The organism is Pediococcus siamensis, assembly GCF_047220215.1.
GTDB classification, from domain to species: Bacteria; Bacillota; Bacilli; order Lactobacillales; family Lactobacillaceae; genus Pediococcus; species Pediococcus siamensis.
The window spans coordinates 1,847,039-1,863,612 of the sequence record NZ_CP178375.1 but is presented as its reverse complement, the minus strand read 5'-3'; the positions used below and the strand labels follow the sequence as shown (position 1 = coordinate 1,863,612).

Genomic DNA, 16,574 nt, shown 5'->3' with positions numbered 1-16,574 from the left:
ATGAACCTAATAAGAAGATCGAGGACTTGCAAAAATGTATAAATACCAAGAAATTTCAGAAAAGATTCGCAAAAAAATATTGATGGGAAATTATAAGGCGGGAAGTTTATTACCTGATCAAAACCAGTTGGCAGAGGATTTTAATACAACCCGAATTACGATTCGTAAGGCGATCCAGGCTTTAATTATTGAAGGCTTGGTTTATACCAAGCGCGGAGCAGGGACCTTTGTGCGAAAGGACTATTTGCAGAATTTAGATGATATGGGCAGTCAAATAGATAAGCCACTAGGAACAACGGCGACGCATCCGGATAAAGATGTTTCAAGTAAGGTTTTACTTCTGGACGCTAGGCTACCTAGTAAAGTAGAACAGGAAGGGTTAATGATTAGCCCAACGGATCCCGTCTATGTTATTGAACGAGTTAGGTTTGTGGATGGTGAGTTGTTCGGTTGGGAACATACTATTATGCCTACGCAGGTAGCGCCGATCACAATGGATGTTTTGAAAAATTCCATTTACCGCTATTTAACCCAAAAATGTCATTTGACGATTTCCGGATCCCATCGAATTGTGGTGGCAGCTAAAGCCACACAAAAGGATGTTGAAGCGATGGGGGTTGCAATTGGTGAGCCTGTTTTGATTATCAAGCAAGTTAGTTATCTCGAAGATGGTGAACCCTTTGAGTTTTCGGAGTCCCATTTTCCATATCAGACCGGCAAGGTTATCGCGGATATTAATTTGAATAAATAAAATTTTTAACGAAAACTGTCTTAAATAGGCGCAATTCTTTCAAGATAGTAAAAAGGCTTTCGTCAGCATTAATACTGACGAAAGCCTTTTTGAGTTTATTTGCTTTAATTTCCAGATTGATTTGCTGCGTGGAAGTAGAAGCTTAGATTTGGGAAAACGTAAATTGTTTGAGAAAAATTAAATAAGACATCATTATTGTAATAATTTGACTGTTGCAAAGTCATACAGGCCGTCCCTGGCTGCATGCCAAGAAGATTAGCGGCTTCGTTTGATAATTTATCTTGCGATAAGTACTGGTCGCTATTGTTAATGCGGATGTTATATTTTTTCTTAATGTAGTTGAAGATGGAGTGGTTGATACTATTGAGTGTCAGCGAAGGCACCTCACTTTTAACATAGTAGGCGTATTCCAAACTGTAGAGCTGTTTATCTGTATACCGCAACCGAATAATACGGAGCAGGGCCGCGCCGTCACGGACACCAAACTGCTTGGCGAGTGCAGCATCCGCGTGGATTTCATCAAAGGTGACGATTTTAGAACTCATATCTTTATGATAACGGGAACGACTTGATCCCATAGTTAAATTCACCACGGTTTTTTCTGCCTGGCTGATGTCGTTAATGAAATAGCCACTTCCTTGGACCCGACGAACCAACCCTTTTTGTGCCACGATATCAATAGCTTTGCGAATGGTATTGCGACTCACATTGTACCGCTCCATTAACTGGTGTTCGGTTGGTAATTTTTCTTTGAACAATTTATTCTCAATAGAATGAATCAAATCATTCGCGATATCATGATACATACACTTCTCCTCCAATCTTCATGGGTACGGCGTTTTTTAAAATTTGTACCTACTACTATTCATTTACCAATTGTAATGTAAACGGTTTAATAGTCAACCATTTTAGTGCAAAAAGAACATATTATTTGGTTATGAAACAAAAAATGGTCGAAAGGGTGGCAATGATGTCAGCAACGGTTGTAAAATGTTGGAAAATACCGATTAGAAAATGTCGGTTTTCCAACATTTTTTTACGGTAAACTAAACGTATCTCAAATTTGGAGGAACTGAAATGCGTTTAGATGTTGAACAGTGTGTCCAGCAATATATTATGAACAAAATAAAGCCCAACTTCGCTGAAATTGGTCGACGATATGGTGTTGATCCGCGAACGGTTAAAAGATACTACAATTTAGGGCTCACGCCCCCAGATGAGCAGCCACAACCCTTACGGCGGCCGAGTAAACTTGACGATTATCGAAAAACGATTGAAGAAAAGGTTCTAGAAGGCTGTTCGGCAACGGCAATTTATTACTTTATCAAAGAACGTGGCTATCAAGGAAAGCAAAGTATTCTCAGAGACTATTGTCGAACCATCAGAAAAGCCGCAACGAAAAAAGCCACTATCCGGATTGAAACCTCGCCAGGGCTTTCAGCCCAGGTTGATTGGAAAGAAGACTTAACATTGATTTCTCGGCATGGAGAGATTGTCAAAGGCAACATCTTCTTATATGTTTTAGGGTACTCGCGAATGAAATACATGCAATTTACCTTCAGTCGCAGCCAAACTACCTTTTTTGATTGCTTAACGAATGCCTTTTGGGCAACCGGGGGTGTGCCGAAAGAAATCTGGTTTGACAACCAAAAGGTTGTCGTCGATCATCATAAAAGTAATTTTGGTAAGCCGGTATTTAATGAAACCTTCGTTGAATACGCTAAGGACGCTTGTTTCAAGCCAATTGCTTGTCGACCGTTTCGGCCACAAACCAAAGGAAAGGTTGAGGCGTTGGCCAGAACTACTCAGCGAATTAAAGTTTACAACCATGAGTTTGAAGAGCCGCTAGACTTAGCCGAGATCGTTCATTTGACGTGTGATCAGCTGAATCATGAGAAGTCTCAGGCGACTCAAATTCCGCCTTATTTATTGCTTGATAAAGAAAAAGAGTATCTCCATGATTTTGATCATGACTTACTCGATGCCTATGCCAGCCAAACCATCGCAAGGAAAGTTAGCAAGGAATCAATGATTGTCTTTCAAAATCGGAAATACTCCGTCCCCATCAGATATATTGACGAAACCGTACAAATTAAACACGATGACAATACTCTATACGTTTATTATAACGGAGAACTAATTCGTTCTCACCCTATTTCACTGAAAAGATTTAATTATCTTCGCGATGACATGGAAGAGATTGTCCGATCAGACCTTTATAAGAATCGTGATGACCGAGTCATTGATGATTACGTCGACCGAAACCTGAAGATGTTTGATGAAATGGAGTGAGAAAATGGCTAATTACCAAGCGTTATACACCAACCTTAGACAATTAAAGTTAGATCGTTTCGCCGAACATTTAGGCTACCTATTGGATCATCAAGATGAAGCACCCAAGTCCTTGAGTGATGCCTTATTCGAATTGACAACGGCTGAGCTTAAATACCGGGAACAAAAAAAGATTAATTTGAGAATTAAACTAGCCCGCTTTCCATATGAAAAAACGTTAGCTGACTTTGACTTTAGCTATCAACCAGGAATTAACCAAGGGACAATTGAGGACTTGGGATCACTAAGATTCACCCAAGAGAATCAAAACATTTTGTTTATCGGCACCTCCGGTGTCGGTAAGACTCACCTAGCCACCGCCATTGGAATTGAAGGGTGTAAACAAGGAATTTCAACGCAGTTTATTCGATGTAGCGACCTCATCAACAAGCTTCAAACAGCACAAGTTCAAGGACGAAGCGAAGAAGTGTTGCGCCGGTATGCCCGTTTTCAAATTCTAATCATTGACGAGATTGGTTATCTCCCAATTGAGTCAGTGGGTGCTAAGCTGTTCTTTCAGCTAATTGAAAGACGATATGAACGGAAATCAACCATTATCACCACTAATATTCCGCTTTCTAAGTGGGGAAACACCTTTTCAGATAAGATGTTAGCTAACGCCATTTTAGACCGCTTGGTTCACCACGCTAAAGTCATCCGAATCACCGGTCGATCATATCGAATGAAGGATCATTTGATTGAAAAGAAGGATAATTCTGGACCTGATTTATCAGGTTTTAGCTCACAAAATAAAGAAAGGAGCAGTGAGACACTGTAAACCTTATCGGTAAAAAACAGCATTTTTTAATCGGCAAAAAACGACATTTTCACATCGGCGTTGACAAATGATGAGTAAGAACAAATTTACTGAATAAGGAACAAATTTTATTCAGCCTTAAAAAACTTTTATTTTAAATCCTTGATATGACTGGCCTTGACAGATGATAATGAAAAAAATCAATTATTCCGCTTGTAAAATTTGTACCTACGAGTTACAATGCAATTGTAATGAAAGCGGTTTAAAAGCAAACCGTTTGCTAACAAAATATGATGGATTATTAGGAGTGAGTATTATGGCAGAAAAAACAATTATGTTAGTTTGTTCAGCAGGTATGTCAACAAGTCTTTTGGTTTCCAAGATGCAAAAGGCTGCAGCAGCAGAAGGTGTTGATGCAGAAATCTTTGCAACAGCAGCTTCAGATGCAAACAACAAACTTGAAGAGAAACATCCAGATATTTTAATGCTTGGACCGCAAGTTCGTTATATGGAAAGCAACTTCAAGAGCAAATTGGATATCCCGGTTGAAGTCATCAACATGCAAGACTACGGGATGATGAACGGCGAAAAAGTTTTGAAAGAAGCATTTAAGACTTTAGGTGTTAACTAGATCAACTTTCAGCGCGTGATGCCACGTAATTTTATAATATTTTGTAAGCGGAAACAGTAAGTGCTTCCGCTTTTACATAACATGTAAGGAGAAGGATCGAGTAATGGCGGAAGAAGAACAAGAACAAAACTTAGAAGCAATCATGGGACTCATTATGAATGGCGGGAATGCCAAGAGTTCTTCCTTTGAAGCAATTCATGCAGCAAAAAAAGGCGACTTTGAAACGGCGGATGCCAAATTAAAAGAAGCAGATCACTTTTTAACCGAAGCACATAATTCTCAAACTGGAATGTTAACTGATGAAGCTAACGGTAAACATGCAAAAGTAACGCTATTAACCGTTCATTCTCAAGACCATATCATGAATGCGATTACGTTCCGTGATTTAGCGGGAGAAATTGTTGACCTTTACAAACGTCTTGATGGCGTCAAAGTCGAAGATTAATCAATAATGTGGGCAGCCAGGTTAGGTGGCTGCCTTTTTTAAATAAAAGATGGGGTGTAAGAAAATATGAGTGAACAAAAATTACGAATGCCAGAAGGCTTTTTGTGGGGTGGAGCCGTTGCTGCTCACCAATTGGAAGGCGGTTGGCAAGAAGGCGGAAAGGGCGTCAGCATTGCAGACGTCATGACGGCTGGCGATAAAGATCATCCACGCCGGGTTACAGAAGGTGTAAAAGACGGTGAAGTTTATCCTAATCACTGGGGAATCGATTTCTATCATCGTTATCCTGAAGACATTAAGCTATTTGCTGAAATGGGCTTCAAATGTTTCCGAACTTCAATTGCTTGGACACGTATTTTTCCTAATGGCGACGAAACCGAGCCAAATGAAGCAGGGCTGCAATTTTATGACGACCTTTTTGATGAGTTATTGAAATATAACATTGAACCAGTTATTACGTTGTCGCATTTTGAAATGCCATATCATTTGGTTAAAGAATATGGAGGTTGGTCAAACCGTAAGTTGATTGACTTCTTCTTAAATTATGCCGAAGCAGTGTTCAAGCGTTATCGCAATAAGGTTAAATACTGGATGACGTTTAACGAAATTAACAACCAGACAAGTTGGGATGATCCGCATCCGATGTTGCAAAATTCGGGCTTACAGCTAGGCAAGGACGATAACTGGGAAGAGGCCATGTACCAAGCAGCACACTATGAGATGGTTGCAAGTGCTAAAGCAGTTAAATTGGGTCACCAAATTAACCCTGATTTTCAGATTGGTGACATGATTGCCATGTGCCCAATTTATCCCTTAACAGCGGATCCTAAAGATATTATGATGGCAGAGCGTGCTATGCAGACCCGTTATTACTACGGTGATGTACAGGCAAACGGCTATTATCCAAATTGGGTACCTAAGTATTGGGAGCGCAAAGGATTTAAGATTGATCGAACTGAACAAGATGCTCAGGATTTGCGTGAAGGAACTGCGGACTACGTTGGTTTTAGTTATTACATGTCCTTTGTCACAAAGTATCAGGCAGACAATCCCGATTATGTATATACGGAATCAAAGGATCAGGTCGATAATCCATATACAGAAAAATCCGATTGGGGCTGGCAAATCGATCCTGTTGGGTTGCGGTATTCCATGAACTGGATGCAAGATCGCTGGCACAAACCAATGTTTATCGTTGAAAATGGTTTTGGTGCCTATGATAAAAAGGAAGCGGATGGCAGTGTCCATGACGATTATCGTATCAGTTATTTCCATGATCATATCGAGGAAATGGAAAAGGCCGTCGTTTACGATGGTGTTGATTTAATGGGTTATACCCCGTGGGGCTGCATTGATTTGATTTCGGCCAGCACTGGTGAAATGAAGAAACGGTATGGGTTTATCTATGTGGACCAAGACGATGAAGGTCACGGCTCGTTAGCGCGTTCCAAGAAGGATTCGTTTGATTGGTTTAAGAAAGTTATTGCTACAAACGGCGAGGATATTACAGAATAACTAAATTTGTACCGATAAATTTTGAACAGTCAACCAGAGAGAGGCTGACTGTTTTTTTAGTTTGAAACATGTTCCGCTCGCATTCAGAAAGTGCTATTGTAGGACTTGTATTTAAGGGAGGAGGCAAAAAATGTTTCCATATGAGCGAGTTAAATTGTTAAACCAACTAGAACTGAGTATTTATAAGCATATTATTGCCCACCCTGTGGAAGTTGAGACCATGACAATCCGTCAATTAGCAAAGAAAAGTCATGTTTCACCCACCACAATTCTTCGTTTCTTACACAAAATGGATTTTGATGGGTACTCAGAGTTTAAGTATGCCTTAAAAAGACAGCAAAAAATTGAAATTGAGCAACCTACCCAGCAGAGTATGGTTCCTACTAGTCAATTTTTCGATCAAGTTAACGATGCCAGCTTCCTAGATAAAATTAACCAGGCTGCTAAGCTTATTACGGCGGCCGATACCAGCCTTTTGTTTGGGTTAGGGACCAGTGGTAGCCTAGCCCAGTATGGCGCCAGGCTGCTAGCCAACTACGGTATTTACACCTTAACTTTTACCGATCCCTTTCAGCCCAAGCCGTTGGCCAGAAGAGATTTTTCAGATACGTTACTGGTCTTACTTTCTGTGTCTGGGGGAAACGCCACAGGTGCTGCAACAAACTAAATTTTATCAAGAGAATGGTGCTAAAACGATGAGTATTACCGCAAATCGGTATTCAACATTGGCTCAACTGACTGATTTCAACATTGCTTATAATGTACCAGAAGTGCGAATGGCTGATTTGAATCTTACCTCACAAATTCCAGTGGTCTTTTTGTTGGAACAAATTGGCATCAAAGTGCACAAAGACCTGATGAAGGAATCTCAGGTGCAAAAAGATTCGATTTTTTAGAAAATATAAGTTAATCAAATTTGGACTATACCAATATAGTAAGATTCGGTTGGCAAGTTGATAGGTTCAAAAGTTAGTTTTAGACCAATTAATACTATGAAACATGTTTCCCTTTGGAACATGTTTTTTTTAAGAAAAAGTCAAGAAATTTGTCAAAAATAGGTAGGCACAAATCTAAAAATGTGCTATATTGTAAATGATGAAACCGCATACAACGTGGTTTCAAATAAAATTTATCACTTGCAAAGTTATAATATTATTTGACAGATTTTGCTATTTATATTTCGTTACAAGTGATAATTTGGGAGGGTTTTACATGAGTGAGAATAAGTCCAGCTTCGTGCAGGATAAGCTGATTCCCTTTGCAGGAAAATTAGCTGCTTCTCGTCATTTGGTTGCACTTCGTGATGGCTTTGCACTGGTAATGCCACTAATCATTATTGGTTCAGTCTTCATGATCGTCAGTCAGTTCCCAATTCCGGCATACATCAATTGGATGAATTCGGTATTTGGTGCTAACTGGACAACTGTTGTCGGTTGGGCGACTAACGCAACATTCAATATTATTGGGATGGTTGCGGCCGTTGGTATTTCTTACCAATTGGCAAAGTCGTATGATGGTGCTGACGCGCTGTCAGCAAGTATTGTTTCGTTAGGTGCTTTCTTACTAACAATTCCGCTATACACAGATAAGGCTGGTAACACATACGTGCCTTTGACAATGTTAGGTTCAACAGGATTGTTTGAAGCCCTATTGGTTGGTTTGTTCATCACCGATTTTTATGTTTGGATGATTCATAAGAATTGGCAATTCCATATGCCAGATACAGTTCCACCTGCAGTTGGAAACGCCTTTTCAGCTTTGATTCCAGGCTTCGTCATTATTACACTTGTTTGGTTGATTCGTCTTGGTGTTAGCTTCACGGCTTTCAAGACCATTCCAAATATCATTACGGTTATCTTATCCAAACCTTTGACAGCTGTTGGTGGTACCATTTGGGGCGAACTTGTTGCTGAATTCTTCGTTGGTTTCCTCTGGATGTTTGGTATTCACGGTGCTAACGTTGTCGGCGGGATCATGGCACCAATTTGGTTAGGCCAAATGGGTCAAAATGCCGCTGCCGTTAAAGCAAACAAACCGATTCCAAACATTGTTAGTCAACAATTTGTTGATAACTTCGCTCATGCCGGTGGTTCTGGTGAAACAATTTCCTTAGCCTTCATGATGTTATTCTTAGCTAAATCAGCTAACTTGAAAGCTATTGGTCGTTTGGCTGCTGCCCCTGCATTATTCAACATTAACGAACCTATCATGTTTGGTTTACCAATTGTTTTGAACCCAGTTATGGCAATTCCATTTATCTTGGTTCCTTTGGTTACAGTTGTGATTACTTACGTCGGAATGGACACCGGTTTAGTCGCACGGACAATGGGTGTCGCGGTTCCTTGGACAACGCCGCCTATTATCTCAGGTTGGCTAGCAACTGGTCACATTTCCGGTGCGGTTTGTCAATTAGTTAACTTCGTCGTTGGTGGTGCCATTTGGTATCCATTCTTCCGGATTGCTGATCGTCAAGCTTTGCAACAAGAAAAAGCAATTGCTGACAAAGAAGCTGCAGAAGCTGCTGCAAACAACTAAACAGTTTGTTTGGAAATCTTTAAAATCTGTCGAATTCTGTTCGGCAGATTTTTTCGTCAGAGCGGTAATTACGCGATATAGATATGGTTAATGTCATCAAGACAGGGCACAAAAAAATGCGTATAATGAGGTTGAGCGAGAAAGTAGTTTTGAAAAAAGAGGAGCGAGAACCATGAGTAAACATAAAAAACCACAACCAAGTCCAGCCGTTGAGAGGGCTGCCCAGGCTAATGTGGATAAAATTAGAGCAAAAACCAAAACCCAACAAACCACCATCGATGATTTGCCCAAATGGGCCCAAAATATTGCCTACAAACGTTTTGGCATTAATGAAGTGATTTCGTTTATTCCGCTGATCATTGCGGTATTAACGACGCCGTTACTGGGAAATCGCGTGCCGATGGGGGACGGTCTGGTAGTGACCAAAAATGCCCTGTTTATTATTCCTTTCGTCAGTTTATTAATCTCTGGCGGTGGTTACGTGGGGGTCATTACTCGGCGTAAATCTGAGCAAGTGAAAGATGTTGAGCATTTTGCGTGGAACGAAATTTTTGCCTTTTTAGCTAATGTGCTGGTGGTTATCGTCTCTTCGGCAGTTCTCATTTATTCACTCTATCGCGCGTTTACAGCTTAATCACAGGGAGGTAGTGTGTTGGCACGTTTAGGAATTTCATTATATCCAGAGCATTCAACATTTGAACAGGATAAGGCCTATTTAGATTTAGCACATCAATATGGTTACACGCGGGTATTTACGTCGTTGCTACAAATTAATGGCGATCAAGAAACTGTGGTTGCCAATTTTAAAAAAATAGTCCAGTATGCGAAATCATTGAACTTCAAAGTCATGGTGGATATGAATCCCGCCTTATTCAAACAGCTAGGAATTACGTATGATGATTTATCATTTTTCGCTGATCTAGGTGCTTGGGGACTTCGGTTGGATGAAGGCTTTACCGGGATGGAAGAGGCGCGTATGACTCGCAATCCCTATGGTATCAAGATTGAAGTCAACATGAGTAATGGCACCCGCTATCTTGAAAATATTTTAAGTTATGCACCAGACAAACAAAACTTGTTGGGATGTCATAACTTTTATCCACAAGAATATACTGGCTTGGGAGAGGCATTCTTTACAAAATGTTCAGAACTGTTTCGGAAACATAATATTAATACAGCGGCATTCGTTAGTTCTGAATCGGCGGGCTTTGGACCGTGGCCCGTTCAAGATGGCCTGCCAACACTGGAAGATGATCGTCATTTACCGATTGCAACGCAGGTTCAGCATTTACTGCTGACTGGTTTAATAGATGATGTGTTGATTGGTAATGCGTATGCTTCAGAAGCAGAGCTTAAGGCAGCTTCTGAGACGTTCTTTGGTCGCTATCCAGTGTTACATGCTGATTTTGTGGATGACCTGACAGCAAACGAAAAGTTAGTTGCATTGGGTAAACCGCATTTGTACCGCGGTGATGCTTCTGATTACTTAGTGCGAGATACCATGCCTCGAGTTTGGTATAAAGACAAAGCAATCCCAGCGCATCACGCAGCACAAGATTTCAAACGCGGTGATATCATTGTGGTTAATGATGATTATAGCCGCTACAAGGGCGAGTTACAGATCGCACTGAGGGCTTTTCCAAATGATGGTCGCCGTAATGTAGTGGGACATTTGACCGAGGCGGATCTTTTCCTTCTCGACTATATTAAACCGTGGAGTACGTTTGAATTGAAATAAGATTTAAAAGTGGGAAACAATTTTTTTAACTTTGAGCGCACATGGTAAGCCGAACAATTCTTTGAATCGTTCGGCTTTTTTGTCGCTGTTAAAGTTCTGAAACAGGCAGAGGCACGCGACTGTTTATGACCTCATAACTGAATTAAAAGCGATTTCAAAACAGGCAGTTTAGAGCTAAAGTGTGGTTGGTAAGAAAATAATCTGCATTAAGGTGGGGTGAAACAAATGCTGAAAGTATTAACCATGTTAGTTGCCATTGCAGTGATTGCATTATTTGCCATATATCTGGCTGTGTGTAAGAGGTAACGATAATGGCATTTCACTAGGGGGTTCCATAAGCAAGCAAACCAGGTTGGTGGGGCACTTCGCGTTTTTTTGCAAAGTCGCGCACTGTTTTAGTTTTGATATCATTTTCAAAACAAATTTCCGTTCAGTACAGCTTAGATAATAGCAAAGACCAACTGAGAAGGCTGTTGGGCTGATTTTAGTGTAGGAGCCACTGGAAAATATCCGCTAGGAAGTATATTTATAAAAAAATAAAGAAAAAGTTGTTATTTTGGGAAAATGGTGCTACGATATCAGTGTGATATCAAGTAACCGTTTTCATAAAAATGCTTTGGGAGGTCTTACTATGTATTTGATACCATCTTCAGCATTCGAGACAATAAACAACTATTCGAGTAATAAGGATAAAACAGTCCTGCGCGGTTTCACTCAGTTACGAGTTGCGATTAATGGGCAGATTTTTCCACGGGTCCCTAAAAAGCAGCAAGGGAAAGCAGCAAAGGCTACTAGAGTGGCGTTGGGACTAGGTAAGCCGGCAGAAATCGCCTTTACAAACGATGAAATGAAAGTTTATAACGTTGACGGCGAAGTGGCACGTACGGAGCGGATTGAAGACTTTGAATTCGTTCAGTTTGGGGCGCTACGGACCTTTCCGTTTCAGTTTGGGTCGATGTTGTTTGTGCCAAGTTATACCTATAGCCTAACATTAGTCGTTGGCGTCGGTACCCGTCATTATTATATTCTGAATCCGAACTTTACGGTGTTTCAGCTGTTAGCCCCCATTTTGAAAGAAAAAGGGATTAAAATTGAGGATCCGTTTGATATCGCTGACTTACCAAGTGATTCCAAACGTGAGAATTACTTTAACAAGTTTTATGAAAAACGTGCTGAAGGGACGACATATCCTATACAGGCAAAATGGGTCCCACTGTTGGTATGAAGGATTAACGTCAAAAAAGAGGCGGATTTGGATAGGTATGAACGCATTTTTGGGCATTTTGATTATTTTAATCAGTATTGAAATTATTTAGATAGGCGTTGGTCATTGGCAGCTTAAACGTCCCATATTTGCGGAATCTGGACTAAAGGTTGATGCTAAAAAGACCTCGGCTACGTTTGGGCTTTCTGCAAAGCTTACTGGTGCAATAATGGTGATTGTCGGCATGGCTGGTCTGGTATGGGGAGCAATGTTTATTCACTAAAAATGAACACCGGAGCATATTCATGCCAGTACGTTGAGATTTCAGTATTTAAAGAAATTAAAGAAAAACTTTCTTTTGGAGGCCATAAAATGGCAAAAACAAATTTTTTCGATTTTACATTAAATCACCTTAATGCGGAGCTTGTTTTTATTAAATTTAACCAGCCCACAATGTTTAATCCCAACCACTATCCAGCACTCAAGCAAATGGGAAAATGGACCGGAAACAAGGCGCATACGACATTGAGTTTGCGCACAAGAAATTTATCTGACTATAACCAGAAAACCTTGATTACGGTGTTGAAAGAAGCCAATTTAACGTCAAAAGATTACACGCTGGAAACTTTTCCAATGGGGAGTATTGGCTTACCGTGATAAAAAATAACGAACCAACAAAAAACGGAACTGGGGCAATTAATGAATTGCCTTAGCTCCGTTTTTTTGACGCAACTATCAATTTGGTGTCGTGACGTGAAAATTTTGTTCTGGACCGTTAACTGGTAATCGTGCGTTTCGAGTTTGGACGCAAGCAGTTGACTAAGAGTTAGCTGTCAGAACCAAGTGTTTAGCAGCTGATTTTGGTGGTTACGACCGTGTAAATCTAGAAATAATCAGCCAAAATTGGTTTTTGATGAATAAAGATTTGGTCTAATTTTGCCAGTTCTGCTGAATCGGTGAGTTGTCCAAATGCACTTTGAGAAGCAAGGGTGCGATAGCCCATCATGGCTTTGGTCAATTGCTGCATAGTTAAATTGGGCGCACCGGACTTAGAGACTGAGTCATGCTCCAAACCGATTTTTCCCGCTGTTGCTGAAATGAACCAATTCCCGCTATTTTGCGGCACGACATCATCTTCAACATTGAAACTAATTGGCGCAAATTCGGCTTGTTGGATGGGATAGTGGGCAAAAAAGGCTTGTAAATTAACAATCCGAGCCATCATATAGGGCTGCGTTGTTACTGAGAGCATATAGGGGTCGGCCAAAAGATCACCCTGATAGTTTGGATCAGCATTTTCGAAGGTATAAGTTTGGTACCCAGTTCCGTGTTTAAATACAAAACTTGCTAGTGCCTGATAACTTGCCGGAGTGGCATGGACAAATTCATGCACCTGAAATTCGGTTGTTGTCCGAGAATAGACCAAATAGCCCGTGACGGGTTGGCTTTTCTCTTGATAGATTGCGACTTCCCAGTCAGGATGCTTTTCTGTGAGATATTGCCACCACCAGTCCTGACGAATCAATCCACCATTTTGGCTCAGGGGCGAGTTTAAATAAGCTGCTTTAATAGCCGTAATTCCGTTTTTCAAGAGATGACGATGAATCTGACCCTCCGTGTGATTTTGCAGACGAGGCAAGTTGGGCGATGACAAGCGATAGATTTGATGATCAAATACTTGTTCGTAACCGAACTTGCGATAGTAGGCAAATGAAAAGGGCGCAAGATAAGAAAGCACAACGTGGTTTTCATACATATCGACTAACGCTGCTTTCATCAAACTGCCAGCCCCGCCCTTACCAGAATATTCCGGGGCACTCATGACATCGGTAATGCCGTTCATAAGAAGGGGATGCCCATGGAAGTTTACCTTAAAGGGCATGCTGAAAAGACCACTGACCAATTGACGGTCAGCGTAAATGCCATAGGGAATCCCGTGTTCAAAGCGAGTTGTCCAAAACTGCCGGCGAAACTCACTATCCGGTTTATTGAACGCATAAAGATACAAATTATAAAGGGCCTTTTTAGCCGTATTATCAAGTCGAAAATGTGAATTCATAGCAACCTCCAGAGCTTACTGAATGCCTTAATTTTAGCATATTTCGAATGGTATAGACAGATATGTGGTTAGAACTTGCTTCTTGCGAGGAGGATTTGCTATAATGAAAGGCGTTGCTAAATAGTAATGATTACTTTTTAAAAATGGAGCGTTTTTATGCGGAAACGAAAATGGATTTTAACAGCACTAGTTGCTTTGGGAGCAATGATCATGCTGCTTGGGGGATGCCGCCAACAGGCGAAAAAATCAACCTCTCTGCACGTCGTCACTTCACTAAATTTCTACGGTGAGGCGGCCGAAGCAGTAGTCGGGAAATATGGCACAGTTGATAAGATTATCAATGGGCCCAATGTGGATCCGCACGATTTTGAACCGACCACGAAAACGGCCAAATCAGTTGCCAAAGCAGATGTCATTGTTTATAACGGCTTGGGATATGACAGTTGGATGCAACGCCTGGTCAAAGCGGATTCTGAATCTGGCGTCACGACAGTTAACGTAGGTCGTTCGCTGATGGGAAAAAAATTAACGGATAATCCGCACGTCTGGTATGACGATCAAACGATGCCGCGATTAATGAGAAAATTAGCCCAGATTTTTGCTAAAAAAGATCCTGAGCATCGTCAACAATATGAAGCCAATGCAACGCGTTATATAAAGTCCTTGAAGATAATCGAAAATCAGATTGAGCAACTAAAACAAAATCGTCAGGAGAAACGGGTCGATGTTAGTGAACCGGTCTTCGATTATGCGTTAAAGAAAATGGGTTACCGCATTAATAACCCGCATTTTGCGTTAGCCGTTGAAAATGGTTCTGATCCGACTGCACAGGATATTCGGCAAATGCAAAATGATATTAAACACCATAAGATTGCCTTTTTTGTGAATAATCCGCAAGCTTCCGATCCAGTTGTTAAAAATATGGTTAAGTTGGCACGCAAACATCATGTGCCCGTTTTGAATGTGACTGAAACCCAGCCGTCTGGTAAAACCTACGTTCAGTGGATGACGGCGCAATACAACCAAGTGGCAAAAATCCAAAAGGAGGAGCGTGCCAATGAGTGAGCCCGTATTAGCGATTAAAGATTTAACAGTTTCCTTTCCTGATCACCTTGTCTTAAATAAACTGTCGCTACAGATTAATCATGGTGATTTTTTGAGTGTTGTCGGTCAAAACGGTGTCGGCAAAACGACGCTGGTTCGGGTCATTTTGCATGAACTGACCCCGCAACACGGCGAAATTATTTATCAGCCGCCGTTTAAACGGATGAAAATCGGCTATGTCCCGCAATTTAGAAATATTGATGAAGAATATCCGTTATCTATTCGAGATTTTATCGGTCTGAATTTGCATGATAGTCATTTGCCATGGCTTTCCAAAAAAGAACGGCAAAAATTAGATCAAATCATTGCACAAACAAATCTTGAAAGTATCCAAAATACGCCTTTGGGTGAAGCTTCTGGGGGCGAAAAGCAGAAGGCCTATTTAGCCCAGGCGTTAATTAATAAACCGGACTTATTGATTTTGGATGAATCCACGGCGAGCTTGGATAACGTGCGCAAATTTGAATTATTAGATTTAGTGAAGACTTTTAATGAGCACCAGGGCGTCACGGTTCTGTTTATTACCCATGATATTGAGCTGGCACAAAAATATGCGCATACTTACTTATTAATGCGCCACGGCACTTATCAGAAAGGACCGATTGCCCAATTTAAGGAAGCTGATCTAGAGGAGGCGGAACATGCTTAGTTTTGCGTTTATGCGCCATGCGTACATAGCAGGGACAATGATTGCGATTATTAGCGGTATTATCGGCGTTTACGTGATTGGGCGTAATATGTCGTTTCTCAGTCATATGTTGTCAGAAATCGGTTTTTCGGGAGCTTCATTTGGTATTTTTATGAGCTGGCCGCCCCTAAACGGCATGCTGCTATTCACCATTATCAGTTCCGTTCTGATTGGTCAAATGAGCTCTAAAACATCACGGCGTGAGTCTTCGATTAGTGCGATTTCTAGTCTATTTCTAGGCTCTGGAATCTTGTTTTTATCGCTAGCTAATAAAAATGCGAGTGACGCTACCAGCATTTTGTTTGGTAGTATGATCGGCATTAGTCAGTCAGAGGTTAACCAAATCCTGTGGCTTTCACTGGCTGTACTGGTTATTATCTTTTTAGTTTATCGTGATTTGAAGTTTGACTCGTTTGATCATATTGGTGCTGCGGTGAAGGGTGTTAATACACAGTTCATTTCGATCATCTTTCTTGTGATTTTGGCCTTAAGTGTCAGTGTAGCAGCCCAGATCGTGGGGTCTTTGCTAATCTTTGTGCTGTTGACACTGCCGGCTTCCAGCGCTAAATATTTTACGCGGACGGTGAGCGGCATGATGGTCTTTTCAATTGGTGCGGCTTTATTGGGAGTTTGGTTAGGCTTGTATCTAGGGTATCTGACAAACTGGCCAGTCAGCTTTTTCATCGCCTCAATTGAATGTTTGATCTATTTTGGGGCACTGATTTGGAATCGCCTGAAAAGTTGAGGTTATTGGCTTTAAAAGCTTCGTTTATAAATGCAAATAATTATTTTAATACTTACCATGTTAGCGACCTA

At 40.9% G+C, this 16,574-nt stretch carries 18 protein-coding genes; 16 read left to right on the top strand and 2 right to left on the bottom strand.

The features are described from left to right. Positions 1 to 34 precede the first annotated feature (34 nt). The gene (locus ACLJJ6_RS09025; protein WP_412989106.1) at positions 35 to 751 is read left to right on the top strand and encodes a GntR family transcriptional regulator; all 717 of its coding nucleotides are present in this window, start codon (positions 35 to 37) and stop codon (positions 749 to 751) included. Between the two features lie 104 nt (positions 752 to 855). On the opposite strand, the gene ACLJJ6_RS09020 is transcribed toward ACLJJ6_RS09025, so the two are convergent. Beyond that, positions 856 to 1,557, bottom strand: coding sequence for a GntR family transcriptional regulator (locus tag ACLJJ6_RS09020; RefSeq protein ID WP_412989104.1), 702 nt, complete (start codon positions 1,555 to 1,557; stop codon positions 856 to 858). 271 nt (positions 1,558 to 1,828) lie between these two features. Here ACLJJ6_RS09020 and istA point away from each other — a divergent pair, with 271 nt between their 5' ends. From istA to ACLJJ6_RS08960, 12 genes are all read left to right on the top strand, one after another. Further along, on the top strand, positions 1,829 to 3,043 hold the full coding sequence (istA, locus tag ACLJJ6_RS09015; protein WP_260210390.1) for an IS21 family transposase: 1,215 nt from the start codon (positions 1,829 to 1,831) through the stop codon (positions 3,041 to 3,043). Beyond that, positions 3,030 to 3,860, top strand: a complete 831-nt coding sequence (gene istB / locus ACLJJ6_RS09010; protein ID WP_412988384.1) for an IS21-like element helper ATPase IstB — start codon at positions 3,030 to 3,032, stop codon at positions 3,858 to 3,860. The genes istA and istB overlap by 14 nt, the downstream gene beginning before the upstream one ends. A gap of 295 nt (positions 3,861 to 4,155) precedes the next feature. Continuing rightward, positions 4,156 to 4,470 (top strand): PTS sugar transporter subunit IIB, encoded by a 315-nt coding sequence (locus ACLJJ6_RS09005; RefSeq protein WP_412989102.1) that lies wholly within the window; start codon positions 4,156 to 4,158, stop codon positions 4,468 to 4,470. A 103-nt stretch (positions 4,471 to 4,573) separates the two neighbouring features. Next, complete coding sequence (locus ACLJJ6_RS09000; protein WP_412989100.1) at positions 4,574 to 4,915, top strand: PTS lactose/cellobiose transporter subunit IIA; 342 nt, start codon at positions 4,574 to 4,576, stop codon at positions 4,913 to 4,915. A gap of 66 nt (positions 4,916 to 4,981) precedes the next feature. Beyond that, positions 4,982 to 6,430 (top strand): 6-phospho-beta-glucosidase, encoded by a 1,449-nt coding sequence (locus ACLJJ6_RS08995; protein ID WP_412989098.1) that lies wholly within the window; start codon positions 4,982 to 4,984, stop codon positions 6,428 to 6,430. 130 nt (positions 6,431 to 6,560) lie between these two features. Beyond that, a complete protein-coding gene (locus ACLJJ6_RS08990) occupies positions 6,561 to 7,097 on the top strand; it encodes a MurR/RpiR family transcriptional regulator (protein WP_412989096.1) in 537 nt (178 codons plus the stop codon). Continuing rightward, positions 7,081 to 7,326 (top strand): hypothetical protein, encoded by a 246-nt coding sequence (locus tag ACLJJ6_RS08985; protein WP_412989094.1) that lies wholly within the window; start codon positions 7,081 to 7,083, stop codon positions 7,324 to 7,326. The genes ACLJJ6_RS08990 and ACLJJ6_RS08985 overlap by 17 nt, the downstream gene beginning before the upstream one ends. A 316-nt stretch (positions 7,327 to 7,642) precedes the next feature. Beyond that, positions 7,643 to 8,965 carry a PTS cellobiose transporter subunit IIC gene (gene celB, locus ACLJJ6_RS08980; protein ID WP_412989092.1) on the top strand — a complete coding sequence of 441 codons (1,323 nt, stop codon included), beginning with the start codon at positions 7,643 to 7,645 and terminating at the stop codon, positions 8,963 to 8,965. 172 nt (positions 8,966 to 9,137) lie between these two features. Next, positions 9,138 to 9,599 carry a hypothetical protein gene (locus ACLJJ6_RS08975; RefSeq protein ID WP_412989091.1) on the top strand — a complete coding sequence of 154 codons (462 nt, stop codon included), beginning with the start codon at positions 9,138 to 9,140 and terminating at the stop codon, positions 9,597 to 9,599. 18 nt (positions 9,600 to 9,617) lie between these two features. After that, positions 9,618 to 10,703 carry a DUF871 domain-containing protein gene (locus tag ACLJJ6_RS08970; protein ID WP_412989090.1) on the top strand — a complete coding sequence of 362 codons (1,086 nt, stop codon included), beginning with the start codon at positions 9,618 to 9,620 and terminating at the stop codon, positions 10,701 to 10,703. Positions 10,704 to 11,334: 631 nt separating this feature from the next. Continuing rightward, positions 11,335 to 11,928 (top strand): hypothetical protein, encoded by a 594-nt coding sequence (locus ACLJJ6_RS08965; protein ID WP_412989089.1) that lies wholly within the window; start codon positions 11,335 to 11,337, stop codon positions 11,926 to 11,928. A 351-nt stretch (positions 11,929 to 12,279) separates the two neighbouring features. Continuing rightward, positions 12,280 to 12,564: a hypothetical protein gene (locus tag ACLJJ6_RS08960; RefSeq protein ID WP_412989088.1), complete on the top strand. Its 285-nt coding sequence runs from the start codon at positions 12,280 to 12,282 to the stop codon at positions 12,562 to 12,564. Positions 12,565 to 12,790: 226 nt separating this feature from the next. Here the strand turns inward: ACLJJ6_RS08960 and eis are convergent, their stop codons facing one another. Beyond that, the gene (gene eis / locus ACLJJ6_RS08955) at positions 12,791 to 13,966 is read right to left on the bottom strand and encodes an enhanced intracellular survival protein Eis (protein ID WP_412989086.1); all 1,176 of its coding nucleotides are present in this window, start codon (positions 13,964 to 13,966) and stop codon (positions 12,791 to 12,793) included. A 156-nt stretch (positions 13,967 to 14,122) separates the two neighbouring features. On the opposite strand from eis, the gene ACLJJ6_RS08950 reads away from it, so the two are divergent. Genes ACLJJ6_RS08950 through ACLJJ6_RS08940 form a run of 3 tightly spaced genes read left to right on the top strand, consistent with a single transcriptional unit; the run spans position 14,123 to position 16,503 of the window. After that, positions 14,123 to 15,031: a metal ABC transporter solute-binding protein, Zn/Mn family gene (locus tag ACLJJ6_RS08950; protein ID WP_412989084.1), complete on the top strand. Its 909-nt coding sequence runs from the start codon at positions 14,123 to 14,125 to the stop codon at positions 15,029 to 15,031. Continuing rightward, a complete protein-coding gene (locus ACLJJ6_RS08945) occupies positions 15,024 to 15,719 on the top strand; it encodes a metal ABC transporter ATP-binding protein (RefSeq protein WP_412989082.1) in 696 nt (231 codons plus the stop codon). The genes ACLJJ6_RS08950 and ACLJJ6_RS08945 overlap by 8 nt, the downstream gene beginning before the upstream one ends. After that, positions 15,712 to 16,503: a metal ABC transporter permease gene (locus ACLJJ6_RS08940; RefSeq protein WP_412989080.1), complete on the top strand. Its 792-nt coding sequence runs from the start codon at positions 15,712 to 15,714 to the stop codon at positions 16,501 to 16,503. Before ACLJJ6_RS08945 ends, ACLJJ6_RS08940 begins: the two co-directional genes overlap by 8 nt. Positions 16,504 to 16,574 lie beyond the last annotated feature (71 nt).